This window comes from Sphingobium boeckii (assembly GCF_014199215.1).
GTDB classification, from domain to species: Bacteria; Pseudomonadota; Alphaproteobacteria; order Sphingomonadales; family Sphingomonadaceae; genus Sphingobium_A; species Sphingobium_A boeckii.
Map to the genome: position 1 here is coordinate 258891 of NZ_JACIJC010000004.1, position 23119 is coordinate 282009.

21 protein-coding genes are annotated in these 23119 nt (G+C 64.2%); 9 read left to right on the forward strand and 12 right to left on the reverse strand.

From position 1 onward, the window contains the following. Nucleotides 1-81: 81 nt before the first annotated feature. Entirely contained in the window at nt 82-1392 is a 1311-nt protein-coding gene (locus FHS49_RS12800; protein WP_184019123.1) for an MFS transporter, read from the forward strand. On the opposite strand, the gene FHS49_RS12805 is transcribed toward FHS49_RS12800, so the two are convergent. Beyond that, on the reverse strand, nt 1346-3646 hold the full coding sequence (locus FHS49_RS12805; protein WP_184019125.1) for a CDC48 family AAA ATPase: 2301 nt from the start codon (nt 3644-3646) through the stop codon (nt 1346-1348). The genes FHS49_RS12800 and FHS49_RS12805 overlap by 47 nt on opposite strands. 264 nt (nt 3647-3910) lie before the next feature. Here FHS49_RS12805 and FHS49_RS12810 point away from each other — a divergent pair, with 264 nt between their 5' ends. Further along, complete coding sequence (locus FHS49_RS12810; protein WP_184019127.1) at nt 3911-4792, forward strand: LysR substrate-binding domain-containing protein; 882 nt, start codon at nt 3911-3913, stop codon at nt 4790-4792. 165 nt (nt 4793-4957) lie between these two features. On the opposite strand, the gene FHS49_RS12815 is transcribed toward FHS49_RS12810, so the two are convergent. Further along, entirely contained in the window at nt 4958-5404 is a 447-nt protein-coding gene (locus FHS49_RS12815) for a peptidylprolyl isomerase (protein WP_184019129.1), read from the reverse strand. Nucleotides 5405-5573: 169 nt separating this feature from the next. Here FHS49_RS12815 and mgtE point away from each other — a divergent pair, with 169 nt between their 5' ends. Further along, nucleotides 5574-6998: a magnesium transporter gene (mgtE, locus tag FHS49_RS12820; RefSeq protein ID WP_184019131.1), complete on the forward strand. Its 1425-nt coding sequence runs from the start codon at nt 5574-5576 to the stop codon at nt 6996-6998. Nucleotides 6999-7029: 31 nt separating this feature from the next. Continuing rightward, entirely contained in the window at nt 7030-7434 is a 405-nt protein-coding gene (locus FHS49_RS12825) for a DUF1489 family protein (protein WP_184019133.1), read from the forward strand. A 30-nt stretch (nt 7435-7464) separates the two neighbouring features. Here FHS49_RS12825 and FHS49_RS12830 read toward each other — a convergent pair whose 3' ends face one another. From FHS49_RS12830 to argH, 5 genes are all read right to left on the reverse strand, one after another. Next, nucleotides 7465-8421: a zinc transporter ZntB gene (locus FHS49_RS12830; protein ID WP_184019135.1), complete on the reverse strand. Its 957-nt coding sequence runs from the start codon at nt 8419-8421 to the stop codon at nt 7465-7467. Continuing rightward, a complete protein-coding gene (locus FHS49_RS12835) occupies nt 8418-9185 on the reverse strand; it encodes a precorrin-2 dehydrogenase/sirohydrochlorin ferrochelatase family protein (RefSeq protein WP_184019137.1) in 768 nt (255 codons plus the stop codon). The genes FHS49_RS12830 and FHS49_RS12835 overlap by 4 nt, the downstream gene beginning before the upstream one ends. 68 nt (nt 9186-9253) lie before the next feature. Continuing rightward, nucleotides 9254-10525: a diaminopimelate decarboxylase gene (gene lysA / locus FHS49_RS12840; protein ID WP_184019139.1), complete on the reverse strand. Its 1272-nt coding sequence runs from the start codon at nt 10523-10525 to the stop codon at nt 9254-9256. 69 nt (nt 10526-10594) lie between these two features. Then, complete coding sequence (locus FHS49_RS12845) at nt 10595-10834, reverse strand: hypothetical protein (RefSeq protein ID WP_184019141.1); 240 nt, start codon at nt 10832-10834, stop codon at nt 10595-10597. Beyond that, nucleotides 10831-12207 carry an argininosuccinate lyase gene (gene argH, locus FHS49_RS12850; RefSeq protein ID WP_184019143.1) on the reverse strand — a complete coding sequence of 459 codons (1377 nt, stop codon included), beginning with the start codon at nt 12205-12207 and terminating at the stop codon, nt 10831-10833. The genes FHS49_RS12845 and argH overlap by 4 nt, the downstream gene beginning before the upstream one ends. Nucleotides 12208-12223: 16 nt before the next feature. Here argH and FHS49_RS12855 point away from each other — a divergent pair, with 16 nt between their 5' ends. Beyond that, nucleotides 12224-12790 (forward strand): TlpA family protein disulfide reductase, encoded by a 567-nt coding sequence (locus FHS49_RS12855; RefSeq protein ID WP_343052978.1) that lies wholly within the window; start codon nt 12224-12226, stop codon nt 12788-12790. On the opposite strand, the gene FHS49_RS12860 is transcribed toward FHS49_RS12855, so the two are convergent. Both FHS49_RS12860 and FHS49_RS12865 read right to left on the reverse strand, forming a co-directional pair. After that, nucleotides 12787-13680 carry an acyl-CoA thioesterase gene (locus FHS49_RS12860; protein ID WP_184019148.1) on the reverse strand — a complete coding sequence of 298 codons (894 nt, stop codon included), beginning with the start codon at nt 13678-13680 and terminating at the stop codon, nt 12787-12789. The genes FHS49_RS12855 and FHS49_RS12860 overlap by 4 nt on opposite strands. Continuing rightward, nucleotides 13677-14444: a thioesterase family protein gene (locus tag FHS49_RS12865; RefSeq protein ID WP_184019150.1), complete on the reverse strand. Its 768-nt coding sequence runs from the start codon at nt 14442-14444 to the stop codon at nt 13677-13679. The genes FHS49_RS12860 and FHS49_RS12865 overlap by 4 nt, the downstream gene beginning before the upstream one ends. 205 nt (nt 14445-14649) lie before the next feature. Here FHS49_RS12865 and FHS49_RS12870 point away from each other — a divergent pair, with 205 nt between their 5' ends. The 3 genes from FHS49_RS12870 to FHS49_RS12880 all read left to right on the forward strand — a co-directional run bounded on the left by FHS49_RS12870 (nt 14650) and on the right by FHS49_RS12880 (nt 17491). Then, the gene (locus FHS49_RS12870) at nt 14650-15879 is read left to right on the forward strand and encodes a TetR/AcrR family transcriptional regulator (RefSeq protein WP_184019152.1); all 1230 of its coding nucleotides are present in this window, start codon (nt 14650-14652) and stop codon (nt 15877-15879) included. A gap of 71 nt (nt 15880-15950) precedes the next feature. Beyond that, nucleotides 15951-16970 carry an adenosine deaminase gene (locus FHS49_RS12875; RefSeq protein WP_184019154.1) on the forward strand — a complete coding sequence of 340 codons (1020 nt, stop codon included), beginning with the start codon at nt 15951-15953 and terminating at the stop codon, nt 16968-16970. Further along, the gene (locus FHS49_RS12880; RefSeq protein WP_184019156.1) at nt 16967-17491 is read left to right on the forward strand and encodes a phosphoribosyltransferase; all 525 of its coding nucleotides are present in this window, start codon (nt 16967-16969) and stop codon (nt 17489-17491) included. Before FHS49_RS12875 ends, FHS49_RS12880 begins: the two co-directional genes overlap by 4 nt. 86 nt (nt 17492-17577) lie before the next feature. On the opposite strand, the gene FHS49_RS12885 is transcribed toward FHS49_RS12880, so the two are convergent. Together FHS49_RS12885 and FHS49_RS12890 are read right to left on the reverse strand one after the other, a co-directional pair. Further along, nucleotides 17578-18003, reverse strand: coding sequence for an OsmC family protein (locus FHS49_RS12885; protein ID WP_184019158.1), 426 nt, complete (start codon nt 18001-18003; stop codon nt 17578-17580). After that, nucleotides 18003-18446, reverse strand: coding sequence for a c-type cytochrome (locus tag FHS49_RS12890; RefSeq protein ID WP_184019160.1), 444 nt, complete (start codon nt 18444-18446; stop codon nt 18003-18005). Before FHS49_RS12890 ends, FHS49_RS12885 begins: the two co-directional genes overlap by 1 nt. 126 nt (nt 18447-18572) lie before the next feature. Here FHS49_RS12890 and hemC point away from each other — a divergent pair, with 126 nt between their 5' ends. Beyond that, complete coding sequence (gene hemC, locus FHS49_RS12895; RefSeq protein ID WP_184019819.1) at nt 18573-19502, forward strand: hydroxymethylbilane synthase; 930 nt, start codon at nt 18573-18575, stop codon at nt 19500-19502. Between the two features lie 342 nt (nt 19503-19844). Here the strand turns inward: hemC and FHS49_RS12900 are convergent, their stop codons facing one another. Next, on the reverse strand, nt 19845-23072 hold the full coding sequence (locus tag FHS49_RS12900) for an autotransporter outer membrane beta-barrel domain-containing protein (RefSeq protein ID WP_184019168.1): 3228 nt from the start codon (nt 23070-23072) through the stop codon (nt 19845-19847). Nucleotides 23073-23119: the final 47 nt, after the last annotated feature.

The window sequence follows — 23119 nt, forward strand, 5'->3', positions numbered from 1 at the left end:
TCCTTCCGAAGCGCCATTTCCCATTCTAGCGGGCAGGAACCTCGCGATTCGCGGCGGGCACATTGACGTGAGATGGACGGCATGTTGAGCGGGGCCGACTTGGGCGAAAGCGCCAACCGCCGCGATTTCGGGCTGCTTTTCGTGGTGATGCTGACCATCGCCGCGGGCAACACCGCAATGCAATCCGTGCTTCCTGCGATCGGCCGTTCACTGAACGTGCCCGACAGCGCGGTCGCGCTCTGTTTTTCGGTTTCGGCGGCGCTGTGGGTGTTCGCTGCCCCATTTTGGGCCAAAAGGCTTGATCGCCACGGCCAGCGCAACATGGTGGTGCTGGGTCTCGCCGGTTTCGCGGTCTCCACCCTGCTGTGCGGCGTCTTCCTGAGCGCGGGCATCATGGGATCGATCGCGCCGATCACCGCCTTTGCCGCCTTCGTGATCGGGCGCATGATCTACGGCATTTGCGGCCCCGCGACTCCCTCTGCCGCGCAGGCGATGGTGGCCGCCAGAACATCGCGGCACGAGCGCACCAAGGCGCTCACCATGCTGGCCTCCGCCTTTGGACTGGGCACGATCCTCGGCCCCGCCCTCTCGCCCTATCTGATATTGCCCGTGGTGGGCATGGCCGGGCCGGCGTTCATCTTCGGCATCCTCGGGATCGCCGTGGCCATCGCGGCGGCGCGCCTTTTGCCCGACGACAAGCCGGGAGACCATGCCAAGGGCGCGGCGATGACCTATCCCACGATCGGCGGACAATCCTCGGGCGCCAGTGTCACCGCTGCGGTGTCCGGCCCGTCGATCGAGGTCAAGCTGCGCGATCCTCGCATCTGGCCCTGGATGCTGAGTGGCCTGGTGATGACCCATGCGCAGGCGATGGCGGGCCAGGCCATTCCATTTCTGGTGATCGATCGCATGGGGGGCACGTTGGGCGAGGCGCTGCAGGCGACCGGCCTGGTGCTGATGACGGGCGCAGGCGCGGCACTGCTCGCACAATGGGGGCTGATCCCGATATTGAACCTGAAGCCCCGCGCGCTGATCCTGATCGGACTCATCCTCTCGGCGCTGGGGTGCCTGTTCACCGGCATGGCCACATCATTTTATGGCATCGCCATGGCCTATGCGCTCTCGTCGCTGGGCTTCGGCTTCATCCGGCCGGGTTTCACCGCGGGATCGTCGCTGGCGGTGCACAGCAATGAGCAGGGATCGGTCGCGGGCAAGACCACGGCGGTGAACGGCGCGGCATTCGTCCTCGGCCCGTCGCTTGGCGTGGGCATGTATGAGATCTGGCGGCCGCTGCCTTATAATGTGGCCGCGGCCGCCCTGGTGATCGTCTTCCTCTATGCGTGGTTCAATCTTCACTCTTCGGAGCACGCTGAGCCGTCATCGCCGGCATAGCAAAGCCGATCGGGTTCAGTGCCTGCGCATTCTGCTTCAGCTTGGCGGCGATATTGGCATATTCGCCCTCCATCTCCGGCGTGACCGAAGCGCGGCTTTCCTCCAGCGCCTTTTCGAAATGCGTCATCGTCACCTCTTTCACATCGAGCGACTGACGCAGCGCGAACAGACCGGCCCGGCGCACCAGATCCCCCAGATCCGCCCCGGTAAACCGATCGGTCCGTTCCGCCAGCACATCCAGATCGACATCGCCCGCCAGCGGCATCTTGCCCGTCTGGATGCCGAGAATGCGCCTGCGGCCAGCCTCATCGGGCACGGAGACATAGATCAATTCATCGAACCGGCCCGGACGGAGCAGCGCCGGATCGATCAAATTGGGCCGGTTGGTGGCCCCGATCACGACCACGGACTGCAATTCCTCCAGCCCGTCCATTTCAGCGAGGATGGTGTTCACCACCCGCTCGGTCACCTGCGGCTCGCCCATGCCACCGCCGCGCGCGGGCACCAGCGAATCGAGTTCGTCGATGAAGAGCACGCACGGCGCCACCTGACGCGCGCGGGCGAACAGCCGGGCGATCTGCTGCTCGCTCTCCCCATACCATTTGCTGAGCAGGTCGCTCGATTTGGTAGCGATGAAATTCGCCTGCGCCTCGCGCGCCACGGCCTTCGCCAGCAGTGTCTTGCCCGTGCCCGGCGGCCCATAGAGCAAAAAGCCCTTGGCCGGGCGGATGCCCAGACGCCGAAACGCATCGGGATCCTTCAGGGGCAGCTCTACGCCTTCCTTCAGACGCATCTGCGCATCATCCAGACCGCCGATATCGTCCCAACTCACATTGGGTGCCTGCACCATCACTTCGCGCATCGCGGATGGCTGGACACGCTTGATCGCGGACATGAAATCGTCACGCGTGACCGAGAGATTGTCCAGCACTTCGGGCGGAATCGTTCCCTCCGCCAGATTGATCAGGGGCATGATCCGGCGCACTGCGTCTATGGCGGCCTCGCGCGCCAGCGCGGCGATGTCCGCGCCCACGAAGCCATAGGTCATGCGCGAAAGTTCGTTCAGATCGACGCCTTCGGCCAGCGGCATCCCGCGCGTGTGGATGCCGATGATCTCGCGGCGACCACGTTCGTCCGGCACGCCGACGACGATCTCGCGATCGAAGCGGCCGGGCCGACGCAAGGCTTCGTCGATCGCCTCGGGCCGATTGGTGGCGGCGATGACGACGAGGTTCACCCGCGCCTCCAGCCCGTCCATCAAGGTCAGCAATTGGGCGACGAGCCGTTTTTCGGTCTCCCCCTGCACCTGGCCGCGCTTGGGCGCGATCGAATCGATCTCGTCGATGAAGAGGATCGAGGGTGCCGCCTTGGTCGCCGCTTCGAAGATATCGCGCAGCTTCTTCTCGCTCTCCCCATAAGCCGAACCCATGATTTCGGGGCCGTTGATCAGGAAGAATTCGGCATCGCTTTCATTGGCGACTGCGCGCGCCAGCCGGGTCTTGCCCGTGCCCGGCGGACCATGCAGCAGCACGCCGCGGGGCGGATCCACGCCGAGACGCTGGAACAATTCTGGATAACGCAGCGGCAGCTCGACCATCTCGCGGAGTTGATCGATCGTGGCCGCCATGCCGCCGATATCGTCATAAGTGACGTCCGCACGCCGCGATTCCTTGGGCTCGACATATTCCGCGAGCAATTCCACCTCGGTCTCGGCATCGATATGCACCAGCCCCTTGGGCACGGTGGAGATCACCGCGAGGCGGATTTCCTGAAGCGCATAAGCGGGTGCCTGCAGCATCTGACGAAGCTGGGGCGGCATATTGCCCTGATCCACCTGCTGCTGGCCAGCCGTCGCCACCACGTCGCCCGCTGTGAGCGGACGGCCGATGAAGCTGCGCTTCAAAGCATTGGCCGATCCCTGCAGCCGCAAATTCTGCTGCGCGGGGGCAAACACCACCCGCTGCGCGGGACGCGAATCAGCCTTACGAATCTCGATGAAATCGCCCGACCCAACGCCCGCATTGGCGCGCTGCAGGCCATCGAGCCGGATCAGCTCCAGCCCTTCATCTTCCTGATAGGGGAATACCGCCCGCGCCGGCGTGGTCCGTTTGCCGACGATCTCGATGACATCACCCTCGGCCAGCCCGAGCGCCTGCATCGTCGCGCGCGAAAGCCGCGCCAGTCCCCGGCCGCTATCTTCGGGCCGTGCATTGGCAACTTGAAGCCGCCTACCTGTATTTTCGCTATCTGCCATGATCCCGGCTCCATTCCTTGAAGCGGCAAGATAGGCATGGCTTCCGGGCGTTGCGAGCCTGAGCGCAAAAAAAGGGCCGATCCCTAGGGACCGGCCTTGAAAAGTTTTAGGAGAGGATGCCTGAAAGGCGCGTTCTTTTTGCGTCGCAGCACATTATGTTGCAAGTGCGAAAAGACATTCTGCGATTGCAAAGAATGCAATCACAAAATTGTCATGAAGCCAGCCTATGGGCAAAGCCGTGATGCGCAAAATGGAAGGAAAACGATGCGGCGATTGCCACCCCTGACGGCGCTGGAAGCCTTTCTCCAGGTGGCCCGGCTTGGCTCGATCAAGGCGGCGGCGGAAGACCTATCCCTGTCATCACCCGCGCTGAGCCGCCGGGTTCAGGCGCTGGAACGGTTTCTGGGCCGTCAGTTGTTCGAACGTCGGCATCAGGCGCTCGTGCTCACCAGCGATGGCGAAAAGCTGCTTCATAACATCGCGCCCGCCATCGATTCGCTCTCGCTCGCGATCGACGAGATGAGTGCCAGCAGCGATGTGATGAAAATTCGCCTGGGTATCCTGCCGCTCTTCGCATCACAGAAACTGATGCCGCAGCTACCCGAATTGCGCGCGCTGCATCCCGAATTGCATCTCGACATCGATACCGCCGCCCATGCGCTCACCCGGCTTGGCGAAGGGCTGGACGTCGCCATTCCGCTGGCGCGCGAGATCGATCCGGCGCTGTATGCGCGCCGCCTGGGCCGCAATATGGTCTATCCGATCGCCGGACGGATGCTGACCGAAGGGCCGAACGCGATTCGCGAACCCCGCGATCTGGCGCGCGCCACCGTGCTGCTGCACCGCGACATGCCCGAAACCTTCGAGACCTTCAAAAACGCGCTGGGCCTGAACGATCTGGAGCCGGCGTCGATCGATCATTTCGATTCGGGGCAATTGATGCTGGAAGCCGCGGCGGGCGGTCTGGGCGTCGCCTTCATGCTCGACAGTCATCTGGAGGATTCGACCGACGAACGGCTGGTCCGCCTGTTCGATGTCGATGTCGAATCGGTCTATAGCTATTGGTTCGCCTGCCGCCCCCGCGCGCTGGAATTGCGCCCCGTGCGGATCTTTCACGACTGGATGGTCGAGAAATTCGAGGGATAGGGCGGACTACAAACACCGTCCGGGCTGATCCCGAACGGTGTTTCATGACCGGCCTCATTTTGCCAAAGACCGTTGGTGTCGAGCGCCGTCGAGACACGTTGCGCGACACCAAACGTCCCTCGACTTCGCTCGGGACAAACGGCTTATTTGCCAGATAACTCTAATTCAGGCGACCGTGGCTTTCACGATCTTGCCCGGCGTGCGGGGCGGTTCGCCCTTGGGCAGCGCATCGACATTGTCCATGCCGCTCTCGACAACGCCCCAGACGGTGTATTGCTTGTCGAGAAACTTGGCGTCGTCCAGGCAGATGAAGAACTGGCTGTTGGCGCTGTTGGGGCTGCTCGAACGCGCCATGGAACAGACGCCGCGCACATGCGGCTCGGCATTGAATTCGGCGGCCAGATCGGGCTTTTTGGAACCGCCCATGCCGGTGCCGGTGGGATCGCCGCCCTGCGCCATGAAGCCGTCGATCACGCGATGAAAGATCACGCCATCGTAAAAGCCTTCGCTCGCCAACTCGGCGATACGCTCCACATGGCCGGGGGCCAGATCGGGGCGCAATTTGATCACGACATCGCCGGTATCAAGGGTAAGGGTCAGGGTATCGGCCATGAAAGGCTCCTTTCTCGGAAAAACAGGCGCTTCATATAGCGATGGCTGGGCGAACGGCAACGGCCCAGCGCGCAACGCCCCGCGACCCGGCCAAGATACGTGGATTGCCTGCGCGGAATTGTGCGCCTAGGGCAGCTATGTTGCACGCGCGAGAAACATGGAGGGCGGCATGAGCGATATCGAGCTGAAGCATCCTCCCCTGTCCGACGATGCTCCCCCCGCAGAACCGAGCCTTGACGAGGACGACCGGCTGAAACCCGAATTCGTCCGCGCGGTACTCGAATGCGTGGAGGATGACGATGCGGAGGGTGCCCGCGCCCTGGTCGCCCCGCTTCATCCGGCCGATATCGCCGATCTGTTCGAGCTGGCTCCGGCGGACAGCCGCGCCGCGCTCGCCGCCGCGCTGGCGGATCTGCTCGATGGCGATGTGCTGGCGGAAATGAACGATTGGGTCCGCGATGGCCTGATCGACGCGCTGGAACCCCATCAGGTCGCCGAAATCGCGGGCGAACTCGATACCGACGATGCCGTCGCGATCATCGAGGATATGGAGGAAGACGATCAGCGCGCCGTTCTCCGCGCGCTGGCCCCCGATGATCGCGCCGCGATCGAGGAAGCGCTGAGCTATGGCGAGGAAACCGCCGGCCGCCTGATGCAGCGCGATCTGATTGCGGTGCCCGAACATTGGTCGGTGGGCGACGTGCTGGATTATCTGCGCTCGAACGAAGATCTGACCACCGATTTCTGGGAGATCTTCGTGGTCGATCCCAGCCACAAGCCGGTGGGGACGGTGGCGCTGTCGTGGATCCTGCGCACCCCGCGCGGCATTGCGATCGCCGATGTGATGGCACGCGAACAGACGCTGATCCCGGTCGACATGGATCAGGAGGAAGTGGCGCTGCGCTTCCAGAAATATGCGCTGATTTCCGCCGCCGTCACCGATCAATCAGGCCGGCTGGTGGGCATGATCACTGTGGATGACGTGGTCCACATCATTCAGGAAGAGGCCGGCGAGGATATCCTCAAGCTGTCGGGCGCAGGCGATGGCGATATCAACGAACCGCTGCGGGACAGCTATTCGGCCCGTGTCCGCTGGCTGGTCGCCAATCTGGGCACGGCGCTGGTCGGCTCCTCGATCATCGCCTTCTTCGGCGCGGCGATCGAGCATATGGTGGCGCTGGCGATCCTGATGCCCATCGTCGCCTCGATCGGCGGCAATGCGGGCACGCAGACCATGGCCGTCGCCGTCCGCGCGCTGGCGATGAACCAACTCACCCAATCCAACACGATCCGCACGATCAAGCGCGAGATCATGATCGCCGCGCTCAACGGGCTGACCATCGCGGTGCTGATCGGCATCGGCGCGGCGCTGGTGTTCCAGAATCATCATCTGGGCTTCGTGATCGCCGCCGCCATGCTCATCAACGTGATCGTGGCGGGGCTGGCGGGCGTTCTGGTGCCCGTCTTGCTGGAACGGATGGATCAGGATCCCGCGGTCGCATCCTCGGTATTCGTCACCATGATCACCGATTCCATGGGCTTTTTCGCGTTTCTCGGGCTGGCCGTGGCCAGCGGGATCGTGCCTTCGGCTTGATCTGCCGTCCGGGGATCGCCAGATGCGATCCATGCCGCTCAACATCACCAAGGTCGCCTTCGGCTGTGCCTCGCTCGACATCCTGAAGGAACGGGTCGCTGCGCGCGTGGAAAATGAGGTGGCGATCGTCACCACGCGTTATCGGCCGACCCGGCATGAAGAAATCATCGGCGGATCGCTCTTCTGGATCATCAAGCATCATCTGGTCGCGCGGCAGACGATCCTCGGTTTTTCCGAGATGGAGGATGAGAAGCGCTGGCGCATCCATCTGGATTCCAGGCTCGTCATGGTCCGTTCGCAACCGCGCCGCGCGCATCAGGGCTGGCGCTATCTGGCTGCCGAGGATGCACCGGCCGATTTCGACATGAATGATGCGGGACTGGCGGAAATGCCGAGCGCCCTGCGGGGGGAATTGTCGGCGCTGGCGCTGATCTGAATTCCGTAACCACACAGGGTTTGTGGCGTCCTAATTCTTCAGCCAGTGGATCGTCGCGAAATAGGCGCTGATGCCGAACGCAACCAGCGCGCAGACGCCGACCACGCCCCAGAACGCCCAAGGCTCATCGTGATAGGGAATGCCCTGCACGTTCATGCCCAGCAGGCCGGTGAGAAAGGTCAGCGGCAGGAAAATCAGCGCCACGATCGCGATGAGCAGTGCGCGGGCGTCCATCTGCTCGGCGCGCAGATCGGTGAGTTGTTCGTGCATCAGCGCCGCCCGTTCGCGCACCGCCTCAAGCTCTTCGGCCATGCGCGCGCAGCGATCCGCCGCCTCGCGCAGGTGCATCCGGTCATGCTCGTCCAGCCAGTCAGCGCCCAGCGTGGACAGCCGCTCGAGCGCCTGCCGCTGCGGCGAGACGAAGCGGCGATAGGAGATCGCCTGGGACCGCGCCTTGGCCACTTCGCGGCGCATCGCATAGATGGAGCGGTCTTCCAGCTCCACCTCGCAATCATCCAGCGTATCGCCGAGTTCAGCCACATCGGGATCGAGGCCATTGGTGATCAGCGTCGCCAGCGTGGAGATCAGATCGCCCGGATCGCGGATCTTGCCCGTTGAAACTTCATGGCACAGCGGCTCCAGCGCGAGCGGGGTGCGGATGCAGACCGATATCACCCGTCCCTTTTCCGCCCAGATGCGGATCGAGACCAAAGCATCGGGATCGTCTTCGGGGGTGGCACCCAGGCCGCGCAGGTTCACCAGCGCACCCTGCTCCATCGCCTCGGTGCGCGGGCGGGTTTCCTGCGCGATCAAGGCCCGATGCGCCACCTCGGGAATTTCGGATTGCCGCTCAAGCCAGGCCAGCGCCGCCGGATCGCGGCCATCCAGGTGGACCCACAGGAAATCGGCATCGGTTTTCCCGGCGCACACGTCTTCCAGGGTGATCCGCCGCTGCCCGGCCTTGTTCACGATCCATGCAAAGGTCATGGCTGCGCCTTTCCGAGCAGATACAGCGAAAGTCCAGCAAATGCGCGCGGCGGCGCTGACGTCCGCGTGCGCCCGGCATCGGCGCGTGCGCGATCGAGGATCGCGGGATGGACGGCGGGGCTATGATAGACATGATCCGCCCGGCCGAGCAGCCGCGCCTCGCCCAATGTGAGATCATCGGGATCATCGGAGCGGACGACAATGGTGATCAAAGCGGTCGCTTCGGCCTGATCGGCCGACTGAAGCCATGAGGTCACGGCATCCTCGGACAAGGCCGACAGCGGATCGAGCGGGCCATCGAGCGCGGCGTCGATCGCCTTGCGCCGTGCCGTCGCATCCGGCCATCGGGCGCGAATCGCGGCGCGCGCACCGAACAGACGTGTCGCCAGATCGCCCAGCGATGGCGGGAGCAGCGTCTCCAGCCTTTGCCGCAAGGCCTTGGCCAGCCCCGCCGAAGCGCCACCCGTACCGATCGCGATCAGCACGGGTTCGCGATCCACGATTGCCGGCAGCGTGAAATCGCACAGCGCCGGCCGATCGGTCGCGTTGACGAGCACGCCCCGCGCCTTCAGCCGCACGACCGCCGCTTCGGCCTCGGCCTCATCCTCGATCGCGACGATGGCGAGCGCGGCATCGGTGTCCTCGCCCACGATTTCGGCCCCCGCCCGCTCCAGCAGCCGCGCCTTGGCGGCGCGCGCTTCGCCTTCACCCAGAAGAATCACCGGGCGGCCTTGCAGGCGCAGGAAGACGGGCAGGCTATTCATCGGCACGCCTTGTTGCGCGGGCCGCCCCCGATGCCAAGAGCCGGACCGCAGAAATCAATCCGGCAAAATCAATCCGCCAGCCAATCGGGCACGCGCTCGGCGTCGATCAGCGCCGACAGCGGCTGGCGCGGACGCACCACCGCCCATTGATCACCCGACACCATCACCTCGGGCGCGAGCGCGCGGCTATTGTAGGTGCCCGCCATCGTCGCGCCATAAGCGCCCGCGGTCATGAAGACGACAAGATCGTCTGCAGCCACCACGTCCATATGCCGCGCGGTTGCGAAGGTGTCCCCGCTTTCGCACACCGGGCCGACCACATTGGCGGCCGCTTTTTCACCCTTGGGCTTTACCGCGCGGATATCGTGCCACGCATCATAGAGGCTGGGGCGCAGCAGATCGTTCATCGCCGCATCGAGAATGACCCAAGGCTGGCTCACGCCTTCTTTCACGCGGATCACGCGCGACAGCAAAACGCCCGCATTGGCCACGATCAGCCGCCCCGGCTCAAACGCCAGCCGCACATCCCATCCCGCCGTCGCGCGGCGCACCATCGCGCCATAATCCGTCGGACTGGGGGGCAGCGGCAGAGCGGGATCATAAGGAACGCCAAGACCGCCACCGAGATCGGCCAGCGTGATATCATGGCCCTCGGCCCGCAGCGCGGAGACCAGAGCGCCCACCTTGCCGAACGCGGTTTCCAACGGGGCGAGGTCGGTCAACTGGCTGCCGATATGCACCGCCACCCCCTGTAGCTTCAGCCCCGGCAATGCCGCAGCGCGAGCATAGGCATCAATCGCGGTGTCGATCGGGATGCCGAATTTGTTTTCGGATTTGCCCGTGGAGATCTTGGCATGGGTGCCTGCGTCCACATCGGGGTTCACGCGGTAGGCGACTTTGGCCTCCACCCCCATCGCGCTGGCGACCGCGGAGAGCATCTCCGCCTCCGGCTCGGATTCCAGGTTGAACTGGCCGATCCCATGAGAGAGGCCCAGCGCCATCTCCTCGCGGGTCTTGCCCACGCCGGAAAAGATGATATTTTCCGGCAAGATCCCTGCCGCCAGCGCGCGCATCAGCTCCCCGCCGGACACCACATCCGCGCCCATGCCCGCCCTGGCCATCGTGCGGAGCACCGCGCCATTGGGATTGGCCTTCACCGCGAAGGCCACCAGCGGCTCACCCTTGCCCGCCCCCGAAACAGCCTCGCGAAACACGCGCACATGCCGCTCCAGCGTTGCCTGAGAATAAACATAGACCGGGGTGCCGACCGCTTGGGCTATCGCTTCAAGCGAGACGGATTCGGCGTGGATGCTGCCGTTCGAAAGATTGAAATGGTCCATGTGCCCGCCCGATACTGCCGATTCACCGGCGCTCTACGCGAGCGATGCCGGAAACGGGAACTATAATCTCTATGTCGGCGGCAGATCGAACTTGTCTTCCGTGCGCTCCTGCGAACGGATGAGCACCTCGTCGCTGCGCTGCGGCCGCGCCTGATCCTGTGGAGTCATCAGGTCCAGCGGGGCCGGTGCCTCCGCCGCACCATAAGGCTTTCCCGGAAGCTGGCTGCCCACATTGGGTTTCAGATCCTGCTTGCTGCCGCAGCCCGCGAGCAAAGCGAGCATCGCAATCGGAATAAAAGCCTTGTTCATGCACCCATTCCAATCGCGGCGCGCGCCTCCGCGATCCGCTTCCTCACTTCGCTCGGCGCCGTGCCACCGTGGCTGGTGCGGCTTGCGACCGAAGCGTCCACCCCCAATAGGGTAAAACAATCATCGGTGATACGCGGATCGATGGCCTGCAGCTTTTCGAGCGCCAGCTCATTCAGCTTCACGCCCTCGTCCTCCGCCAGCTTGACCACGCGCCCGGTCAAATGATGCGCCTCGCGGAACGGCAGTCCCGCCTCGCGCACCAGCCAGTCGGCCAGATCGGTGGCGGTGGCGAAACCGCTTTCGGCCAGCGCGCGCATCCGATCGGTGCGGAAGGTGGCGCTCTCGACCATGCCCGTCATCGCCGCGATCGAAAGACCCAGCAGATCATGCGCCTCGAACACGGGCGGCTTATCATCCTGCATATCCTTCGAATAAGCGAGCGGCAGCCCCTTCATCGTCATGCTGAGCGCCACCATGCAGCCGGCAATCCGGCCCGAATGGCCGCGCACCAGCTCGGCAGCGTCAGGATTGCGCTTTTGCGGCATGATCGACGATCCGGTGGACCATTGATCGGACAGGGAGACGAAGCCGAAGGGCTGGCTTGCCCAGATGATGAACTCCTCGGCAAGCCGGCTGAGGTGCAAGGCGCATTGCGTGGCCGCCATCAGATAATCGAGCGCGAAATCGCGGTCCGAGACCGAATCGAGCGAATTGTCCGTCGGTCCCGCAAAATCGAGCGCGGCTGCCGTGGCATGACGATCGATGTTGAAGCCCGTGCCGGCGAGCGCCGCAGCGCCCAGCGGCGAACGATTCATCCGCGTGCGCGCATCGGCGAAGCGCGAGCGATCACGGCCGATCATCTCATAATAAGCCATCAGATGATGGCCAAGCGTCACCGGCTGAGCGGACTGGAGATGCGTGAAACCGGGCATCACCGAATCGGTATGATCGCCCGCGCGGCCGACCAGCGCCCGTTGCAGCGCGGCAAGCGCCGGCTCCACCTGATCAATCGCATCGCGCACCCACAGGCGAAAATCGGTCGCCACCTGATCGTTGCGCGAGCGTGCCGTATGCAGCCGCCCCGCCGCCGGACCGATCAACGCGGCCAGCCGGCTTTCGGTGACCATATGAATATCTTCGAGCGCCAGATCCTCGGGCACGCCATGGGCTTCATATTCGCCCGCGATCGTATTCAGACCGCCGGTGATCGCCGCCGCATCGGCCGCGCTCACGATGCCCTGCTGCGCCAGCATCGCCACATGCGCCTTCGATCCGGCGATATCCTGCTTCCACAATCGCTTGTCGAAGGGGATGGAGGCGTTTATCTCCCGCATCACCGCGGCCGGGCCTTCCGAGAAACGCCCGCCCCACATGCTGTTGGAGTCATTCGTGCGGTCTGAGATCTTACTTCTCCTTGGAGCCCTGGCGCTTGCCGGCTGCGATAGGCAATCGGAACAGGCGCCGCAACCCGCCGAGAATGTCGCCGCGCCCGTCAAGGTGGAGGATACAGGCAAGCTCGATATCGAAAATCGCGGCAAGGCGATGCCCGATGCGGTGTTTCAGGATCCGGACGGCGAGAAGATTTCGCTCGGTGATTTCAAGGGCAAGCCCGTTCTGGTCAACCTCTGGGCCACCTGGTGCGTGCCGTGCGTAAAGGAAATGCCGACGCTGGACGCGCTGGCGGCGCGCGAAAAGGACCGGCTGGTCGTTTTGGCGGTATCGCAGGATGGCAATGGCAAAGCGGTGGTCGATCCATGGTTCGCCAAGAACAGCCTGAAGATGATCGAGGCCTATATCGATCCCGAACAGGCGCTGGGCGATCATTTCCAGACCGGAATGCTGCCCACGACGATCCTGTATGATGCGCAGGGCAAGGAAGTGTGGCGGGTGATCGGTGGCATGGACTGGGACGGCCCGCGCGCCAATACGCTGCTGGCGGAGACGCTGGGCACCTAGCTTTTTCGCAGCCGGACCAGCCCTTCCTGCGCCACGCTGGCGACCAGCCTGCCCTCGCGCGTGAAGATCGAGCCGCGATTGAAGCCCCGCGCATGGCCGGCCCAGGGACTGTCCGTTGCATAAAGCAGCCAATCATCGGCCCTGAACACGTCGTGCAGCCATAGGGAATGATCCAGGCTGGCCGACTGCAGATCGGGCTTCATCCAGTCCACATCGTGCGGGATCATGCTGGTGCCGAGCAGCACCATATCGCTGGCAAAGGCAAGCGTGGCGCGATGAACCAGCGGATCATCCCCCAGCGGAGCCACGGCGCGAAACCAGGTTTGCTGGACTGGCTCATGCGATCGCATCTCGATCGGAAAGCGCTGCTGGACGGGTCTCAGCTCGATATGACGCGGCCGCAACACCCAATCGCGCATCGATTCGGGCACCTGATCGATATGCGTGCGGAAATGCTGCTCTTCCGAAATCAGGTCTTCGGGCGGTGGCACCACCGGCATGGCGAACTGATGGCTCAGCCCTTCCTCCGGCCGCTGGAACGACGCCGCCATATTGAGGATCGGCACCCCGCGCTGCATCGCGATCACCCGGCGCGTGGAAAAACTGCCGCCGTCATGATCGCGCACCACGCGGTAGATGATCGGCAGCGCCGTATCGCCGGGCCGCATGAAATAGGCATGGAGCGAGTGGATGGGGCGATCGTCATCCACCGATTTGCTGGCCGCGACCAGCGCCTGGCCGATCACCTGCCCGCCGAAGACCCGCCCCCTGCTGCCCCGCGCCCGCGCCCCGCGATAGAGATCGCGATCAATTTCCTCGACATCCAGCAGCGCTTTCAATTGCTCGATCATGATCGCGGGGGATCGCTTTTCCTGCGCGATCTCCGTCATGAGAAGATCGCCACGCTCTGCATCCCGCTGGCGACAGGCACGCCATCGGCGTTCCAGATCGCCATCGTCTGGCTGGAGCAACCGCTGCGCGCATATTCGGTCGCGGATTTGAGCAGCCACCAGCCATCGGTGGTGTCCGGCCTCGCGGCGAGCATGTTCACCAGCCATGTCATCGAACTGACCGGCCCCTTCTCGGTTGCCAGTCCCAGCGCGGCCGGCGGCAACGCATCGGCCACCGCGAGCAACGCCACCATTGGATCCACCCCGTCGCGCGCCTTCAGCCGCACCCAGCGCAGCAACTCCGATTTGGGCGTATCGGACGCCGCCTCGATATATTCGAAATTCTGGAAGAAAAATTTCGCCGCCCCGACGGATTTCGGCACGGGTGCTGGATCGGGAAAGATGGCGGGAGCCGGCATGGCTTCATGATCGATATGGGACGGCTGATCGCCCATAAAGACGAACATCGCCTTCATGCCCAAACCCGCCTCGCTGCGCACTTCGGCATCGATGAAGGCGGCGGTTCGTCCGCGCCGCAGCGTTTCGGCGCTGATCGACACGTCGCCTGACAGCGGCCCTATGAAGGATATCTGCGCGGTCCGCAGCGGCGGAAGATCGTCTGCAACGCCCTGGGCGGCGGTGAGCGCGAGCGCCGCAGAAACGCCGCCATAGGCGGTTCGCCCCTGCATCCACGTCTCTGGCAGCGTCACATCCAGGCCGGTTGCGTTCGGGCGGCCGCCCGCGATAATCTCCGCGAGAGTCATGCGCGCGCGGCACCGTTAATGCGCGTCAAAGCGCTGGTCCCATGGCCCCTGCGCTGCCGGCGATCAAACATGGCATTGCCTCCAATCATCCCTTAAAGACCGTTTCCGTCCGCCAAACCACGGCCGCCGTCAAGCGTGTTGCGCAACAGCATTTGCCAAGACGCCACCATACCGGTTATTCGAGCGGAGAAGGGACGGTAGGGATATGGCGGCGGAAATTCCTGAAACTGCGCGATTTCAGCGCAAGCGCGAAACGATACTGGATGCTGCATCGGCGCTGATCAACGAGCATGGTGCCAAGGGGATGACGCTGGCCGACGTCGCACAATCCGTAGGGTTGAACACCACCAGCGTCACTTATTATTTCAAGCGCAAGGAGCAGCTTGCCGCGGCCTGCTATGACCGGACCATGGCGCGGCTGGAGGCCGTGGCGCACGCCGCCGCTGCGCAGGCGGATCCCCGCGCGCGCGTCCGCCATTTCCTGCACAGCCATTTCACGCTTCAGGCGCGCGTCCGCCGTGGCGAGGAGCGATCCGTGACCGTGCTTTCGGACATGCGCGCGATGGAAGGACCGGACCGGGCAGCCCTTGGAGATCGCTTTCGCGGCATCTTGCGCACGGTGCGCGGCTTCTTCGGCCCGCCCTCCGACGAAGCGGCCAAGGCACTCCACACGGCGCGCACCCATGTGCTGATGGAAAATATGCTCTGGCTGCCGGGCTGGCTGTTCCGCTATTTCGTCGATGATTTTGATCGGGTGGAGCAGCGGCTGTTCGATCTGTTCGATCATGGCATCGCACCCGCCAATGCGCATTGGGCACCGGTTCAAGCCAGGCTCGACGCCGACGCGCTGCTGGAGGGGCCGGAACTGGCGCGGCACAATTTCCTGGTCGCGGCCACCCGGCTGATCAATGAGCGCGGCTATCGCGGCGCATCGGTCGACCGGATCGCATCCGAGCTGAACGTGACCAAGGGCAGCTTCTATCACCATCTCGACGCCAAGGACGATCTGGTGGTGGAATGTTTCCGTCACAGTTTTCTGACCCTGTCCCGCGCGCAGCGGGAGGCCGATGCGGCGGGCGGGGCGCAATGGGAGCGGCTGTGTTCGGCCATGGCGATGCTGCTCGAAATTCAGCTCGGCACGGATGGACCATTGCTGCGCACCACCGCGCTGCAGGCGCTGCCGCCCGATATGCGCAACCGCGTGGTCGAACGCTCCAACCGCCTGGCGCGGCGTTTCGCCGGCACGATGATCGACGGGATCAGCGAGGGCTCGATCCGGGCGATCGATCCGATCATCGCCGCGCAATCGCTGATGGTGATGCTGAACGCCGCTTATGAACTGCGCACCTGGTCCGCCGGGCTGGACCGGAGCGCAGCAGTGAGTGCCTACGCCTCCACGCTGGCGTTCGGATTGTTCGATCCACCACGGATCTGAGCTGCCCGTTGCCGTAAGCCCCGCCACGCGGCTATCACCGCCGAAATAGAATCACCTGCACGGGAGCCTCCATGGCCGATCTTGATGCCTTTATTACCGGATTGCCCAAGGCTGAACTGCACCTCCATATCGAGGGCAGTTTGGAACCCGAACAGATGTTCGCTTTCGCCAAACGCAACGGCGTGGTCATCCCGTTCGACAGCGTGGAGGATATCCGCGCGGCCTACAGCTTTTCGCGGCTCCAGGATTTTCTCGACATCTATTATCAGGGCGCGGCAGTGCTGCAGACCGAGCAGGATTTCCGCGATCTGGCCTATGCCTATTTCACCCGCGCGCACGCCGACGCGGTTCGCCATGCGGAAATCTTTTTCGATCCACAGACGCATACCGATCGCGGCATCGCTTTCGAGACGGTTGCGCGCGGCTTGTTCGCCGGGATGGATGATGCACAGCGCGATTTCGGGATCACATCGCGGCTGATCCTCTGTTTTCTGCGCCATCTGGACGAGGAAGCCGCCTTTGCCACGCTGGCGCAGGCGAAGCCGTGGCTGGACAGGATCGCGGGCGTGGGCCTCGATTCGGGCGAGATCGGCAATCCGCCCTCGAAATTCGCACGCGTGTTTGCGGCAGCGGCTGACCAGGGATTGCGCCGTGTGGCCCATGCCGGAGAAGAAGGGCCGCCGGCCTATGTGACCGAGGCGCTCGATCTGCTCGGGATCGACCGGCTGGATCATGGCAATCGCGCACTGGAAGATCCGGCGCTGGTGGATCGGCTGGCGCGTGCGGGGATGACCCTGACCGTGTGCCCGCTTTCCAACCTGAAGCTCTGCGTGGTGAATGACATGGCCGCCCACCCGATCCCGCGCATGTTGGCGCTTGGCCTGAAAGCCACGATCAATTCGGACGACCCCGCTTATTTCGGCGGCTATGTGAATGACAATTATCGCGCGTTGGCCGCCAGCACGTCGCTTGGCCGGGCCGATTTCGCGACGCTGGCGCGCAACAGTTTCACAGGATCCTTCCTGCCTCCCGAAGAAATCGCCCGGCATCTGGCGGCACTGGAAACCTATGTAGCGGAGGCCGCGGCATGAGCGACAAGCCCCTGCTGACCCCGATTCCCTATGAAGATTTCGTCAAGGACGTTCGCGTGATCGCGGCCGCGGTGAAGGCCGATGGCTGGGCACCCGATTTCCTGATCGGCATCGGCCGCGGCGGACTTGTGCCCGGTGCCTATCTCTCCCACGCCACCGGCATCAACCTGCTGTCAGTCGATCATTCGGCCAAGATCTATGGTTTTGGCGATCGGCTCCTCGCCGAACTCGCGCGCCAATCGGGCGAGGGCAAGAGGCTGCTGGTGGTGGATGACATCAACGATTCGGGGAAGACGATCCGCTATCTGCGCGAAGCAATGGACGGCGCGGGCGGCGTTTCGGAGAATGTCCGTTTCGCGGTCCTGCTCAACAATATCCGCTCCCCCGCCAAGGTCGATTACTGCTCCCGCACGATCGACCGGCATACCAGCAAGGACTGGTTCGTATTCCCCTGGGAAGCGATGGCAGCGGATGCCGTCTTGCACGAGGATGCGATGGCGGTGCCGGAACGATTGGCCTAGGCTTGCGCTATAACGGCGTTTGTCCCGAGCGCAGTTGGTGACGGTTCCCACGTCCCTCGACTGCGCTCGGCACAAGGGGTTACAGGTCAAGCCGCCGGCACGGTCGCAATCACCGGATTGCCCTCCAGCGTCCGTTGCACGGGACAGCGCGAAGCGACGGAAAGCAGCTTTTCCCGCTGCGCATCCGAAAGCGCCGGGCCATGGATCCGCACCGTCTTGGTAAACACATCGGTATAGGCCGGCTTGCCTTCGATCCCGCCCTTGCGATGGGTGAGGCCCACTTCGACCTCCTCGAGCGGCCAACCCTGCTGCTTGGCGTAAAAACGCACCGTCATCGCAGTGCATTCCCCCAGCGCCGCCAGCAACAGATCATAGGGCGCCGGCCCCAGATCCTTGCCGCCCGCCGCTTCGGGTTCATCGCCCAATATCTCGTGACCGGAAACCTGGATGCGCACGGCAAAATCGCTCTCGCCAGTCTCCTGAACATGCGCTTCTATACGACCGTCCGTCATCACTTCACCGTTTTCAGATAGGCGATCAGATCGGCGCGGTCCTGCGGCTTGCGCATTCCGAAATAGGCCATGCGCGTGCCGGGGATCACCTTTTGCGGCGCTTCTATGAAGGCGTAGAGATGGTCTTCGCTCCACACTTCGCCGCTGGCCTTGTTCGCGGGCGAATAGTTGAAGCCGGGCACCTGTCCCGCGGTGCGGCCGACCACGCCATGCAGCGACGGGCCGATGATATTCTTGCCCGGCTCGATCGCGTGGCAGGCCTTGCACTGCATGAACAGCTTTTCGCCCTTGGCGGCGTCGCCGGTGAGCGAGGCATAGGCGACAGGCGCGGCGGACACTTCGGGCGCTGCCGCCTGTTCGCTCGCACCACTCTCTTCAGGCTTGGCCCCGGAGCAACCCGCCAGCACCAAGGCCAGCCCGGCCACCGTGAAAAATGCCCTCATATATCTTCCTCTGCACACGTCTTCGCTTCGACCCGCCGGATATACACTGAAAGTCGGGGCGGACAATTGCATGACATCATCGCAATGCCCCTTTTCCCTGCGCTGCAAGACCTTTACAGGGCGGCGATGGCCCCTCCCCCGCTTCCCTTGAAACTTGGCACCCGCGGCTCTCCGCTGGCGCTTACCCAGGCCCATATGGTGCGCCGCGCGCTGATGGCAGCGCATGGCTGGGGCGAGGATGCGATCACCATCGTGCCCGTGAAGACCACGGGGGATCGCGTACAGGATCGTCCGCTGTCGGAACTGGGCGGCAAGGCGCTGTGGACCAAGGAACTGGATCACGCGCTGGGCGAAGGCGCGATCGATTTCGCCGTGCATTCGATGAAGGATGTGGAGACGATCCGCCCCGAAGCGATCGTGATCGCCGCGATGCTGGAGCGCGCGGACATGCGGGACCGGCTGATCGGGGCGGACTCCGTTGCGGCGCTGCCCCGCGGCGCGCGCGTGGGCACCAGTTCTCCGCGCCGGTCCGCCCAGCTTTTGCGGCTGCGCGCCGATCTGGAGATCGTGATGTTTCGCGGGAATGTGGATACCCGCCTTTCGCGCCTCAATCTGGGCGAAGCGGATGCGACCTTGCTGGCGGCGGCGGGGCTGGACCGGCTGGGCCGGCCTGAGATCGGCCATGCCATCGCGACGGACATCATGCTGCCCGCCCCTGCGCAGGGTGCGGTCGGCATCGAATGCCTGGGCACGCGCGATGACCTGCGCGCAGCGCTGGCCGCGATCGATCATCATGACACGCATCTGTGCGTGCTGACGGAACGCGCATTGCTGGCGCATCTGGGCGCGGATTGCCGCTCCCCCATGGCCGCACTGGCGGTGCGCGAGGGCGACAGCGTATTTCTCCGCGCCGAAATCCTGTCCATGGACGGCCGCCTCCACCGCGCCGGGGAAACAACGGCGGCGGTGGGCGATCATGCGCCGATCGCGGCACTCGCCTCCGCATTGCTGGCCGATGCCGAGCCCGAATTGCGAGCGCTGTTTTCCGGCATCTGAAGCGGACTGGAGGCATCGACAGCGCCGTTTGTCCGAGCACGATCGAGAGACGCTGCACCGGTTCTCGCGCCCCTCGACCCTTCGACTTTGCTCAGGGGAGCCTTCGCTCGGGACAAACGGTTTAGAGCGCGATGACTTCAGGTCGATCCAACCCGTCATTGCGAGCGTAGCGAAGCGATCCAGAGCGGCTTATGCCACGTTGGATTGCCGCGTCGCTGCGCTCCTCGCAATGACGGAGCCATGCAATGTCCATCACGCTCTAGCGCGGCGACCTAGATCAGCCGCCGGATCGATACGCTACCCGATCCAGCGGCTGACAGCCGCCGCATTTCACATCCCGCCTTAGAGGCCGACGTTCAGTGAAACGCGGAAGGCGACGGCGGCGCGGCCCTGCTGTTCTTCGGCGCTGAATTCGCCGCCCAGCGAGAAGCCCGGAGTGCCACCCACGACGCGCAGTTTGCCGACCCAGCCATTGGTGCGGTCTTCGGGAAGCAGCGTGAAATCAGCGCCATCCTTGAAACGTGCGGTGGTCCAACCGAGCGAACCGCCGATAAGCTGGCGACGGCCGCCTTCGATTTCAGCACGCATCCAGCCGGCATCACGCTCCAGGCTGCCGAAATCATAGCCAGCGACCATCGTCCCCGTGGCCGCCAGTTCGTCGCTGGTGCGGCCGTCCACGATCAGGTTGAACGCATCGCCGCCGCCGGTTTCGGCATAGCCATCTTCCTTCAGACGATAATAATCGATCGCCGCGGTCGGCCGCAGACTGAATCGCTTGCCCAGTCTCACTTCATAGGAAAGCCCGGCCGATGCGCCGAACAAGGTGCCGTCCCATTCGCCGTCCGCCTGGCGTTCAACCTCTGCGCCGCCGGCCGAACCATTGAAGATGCGTGTGCCATCAAAGCCGATGCGGGCCGCCGAGGCGCGCGCGTTCGCATTCAGGCCGCCCCAATGCCCCCGCCAGTAAGCCGCGAGCTCGAACTGGTTGGTATTGACCTCATTATTGGTGCCGCCATCGGCATCGCTGCCCGCCAGATAGGCCAGCGACAGGCCGAGATTGCCCAGGCCGTCCGTCTTGATTTCAGCGCCACCCGATGCGCCCCAACCCGTGATATCATAGGCCGCAGTGTCGCCAAGCGATTTGGACGTGCCCCAGGCCACCTGTTGCAGCCAGAAGCCCCAATGCCCCTGATCGGCAAAGGGCGCATTGGGATCCGCCAGGAAGCGCGCCGTGGCCCGTGACGCCTGAGTGACCGTTTCGAAAGCGCCGCCCGCATGATCGGGCAGCATCTGCCGCAGGCTGGAGCGGAAATCGCCGCCATCCTGTATCGCCAGATAGCTGTCTTCGATCGCGGCGTCCTTGCCGATGGCCGTGAAGATCGCATTATAGGCGGCACCCTGCGAACGATTGAGGCCAAGCTCCGTGCTCGATTTGCGCGCGATGGAGAGCTTCACTTCGCCCGCCGCATCATTGGCGGCGACGCTGCTCTTGAACATGAAGGGCAGCGCCACGGCATCGGAGGTGAGGTTCGCGCCGCCGGCCATGGAGCCCGATTTCACGATCAGATAATCGCCCACGGCATTGCTGACCGTATCGATCGAAACGATGATCTTGGATCCGGTCGCGAAATTGGCCGCGCCGCCCACCAGATATTGCGTGAAATTGTTCACGTCTCCCGCGATGTTCACCCCGATTCCGCTGCCGCCCGAAAGCGCGAGCGTGTTGAGCGCCACCGGCCCCGTGCCGGTGACCAGCAATTTGCCGCCCGTGAGATTGGCGTTGAGATTGGTGCTGTTCACCAGCCTGCCGGTGAATACCGATGTGCCGCCCAGCGTCAGGCTATCGCTGCCGCCGCCGAAATCGATCGTGCCGGTCAGCTTGGTGGCGCCCGCCAGCGCTACGGCATCATTGCCGCCGCCGAAGCTCACATCGCCCAGATAGACCGCATCGCCGCCCAGCTTCAGCGTGTTGGTACCCGCGCCGAACCGGGCCGCGCCGGTCACCGTGCCATCGGCGATATCGAACAGATCATTGCCCGATCCGAACAGCACGTCACCGACAATGGCGGGAGCCGCCGCCGTCGCCGCCACTGCGGGCTGGCGCACGGTAACGCCGTTTCCGTTGGCGGACACATTGATCGCCACGGCCTTGTCCACGCCGGGTTTCGCGCTGGTGGCCGAGATCGCGCCGCTATTCTCGATCAGGCCGACCGTTCCGGCCCTGTCGATGACTGCCACCGCCGATCCGTCCACAGCGGCTGCGGCTGTGATCTTGCCGCTGTTGCTGAGCGACGTGACGTTCGCGCCTGCATCGATCGAGAGCGCGCTGACGAGCGAGGCGGCTGCGCTGCCGCCCTGCGCGGAGATCGTGCCGGCATTCTTGATGATCGGCACGCTGGCCCCATTGCCGATCCGCACCGCGGTCGCATTGCCGCCGGTCGACACCGCCACCACCGTGCCGTTGACGGTCATCCCGCCTGCGACGGTAACCGTGCCACCCAGGCCGCCGATCACGATGCCATTGGCCTGCACATCCTTGTAAACGCCGTTGCCGCCGATCGTGCCGTTGATCACGATGCCATGGCCGCCCGCCGCCGTTCCGGCGACTGCGCCGATCGCGACCGGGCCGGTGGCCGCGCCGATCTGGACCGCGGGGGCTGCACCATAAGAGACGACAGCGGCACTGCCTTCCTTGGCGTCTTCAATGCCGTCCTTATCTTCATCCTTGTCCGTCGTGCTGGCATCCTTGGGCGGCACATCGAACAGGATGCCGCCCGCGACACTGCCGGACACGATCAGCGCCGGACCGCCCTGCAGCAGATCATCGGCATCCAGCTTGCTCACATCGGCCGGGGCCGTGGTGGAGCGATAACCGGTGGCGGTGATGGCGCTCTGGATCAGCAAAGCGCCGCCGATATCGCCCTGAAGCGCGACGCCCACGGCGTTGCCCCCCTGCACGGCAATCGCGCCGCCGTTCAATTTCACATCGCCACTGACGGCACCGGCGCGGATGCCCACGCTGTTGTCACCCGTCACGGTGATCGTGCCGCTATGATTGAGCGATCCGGCCAGCGGGCCGCCGAGCGCAATGCCCGCGCTGTCATTGCCTTCGATCACGATGCTGCCGCTGTTGATCACATTGCCCGTGAAGCCGTCCAGCGTGCGGATGCCATAGCGGCGTGCGCCCTGCGCGAACGGACCATCAAGATCGCCATCCTTGTCCGTATCGGTGGGCGTATAATTTTCGTCGACGATGATCTTGCCGCTGTTGGCGATCGTGCCAGCCGTGCCGGCATTGGCCTGGATCGCGCTCGCATCGTTCGCGCCGGTGATCTGGACGGTACCTTCGTTGGTCACATTGTGATTGCTGTTCATCGTGACGGCGACGCCGCTGGTGGTGGTGGCTACCGATCCGGCCGCCGCGATACGAATGGTGTCCGCCGCGCCGTTATTGGCGGTCGCGGTGGCGATGGGGGTGGTGCGCGCCGTGCTGACCACGGTTTCCGCGTGCAGCGGAAGGGCAAGCAATGCGATGGGGGTCAGGCAGGTGCAGGCAAGAAGGTTGCGCATCGGAACTCCGGTGTTGGGCTGGCGAAGGATCGCCTATGCTCAACCAG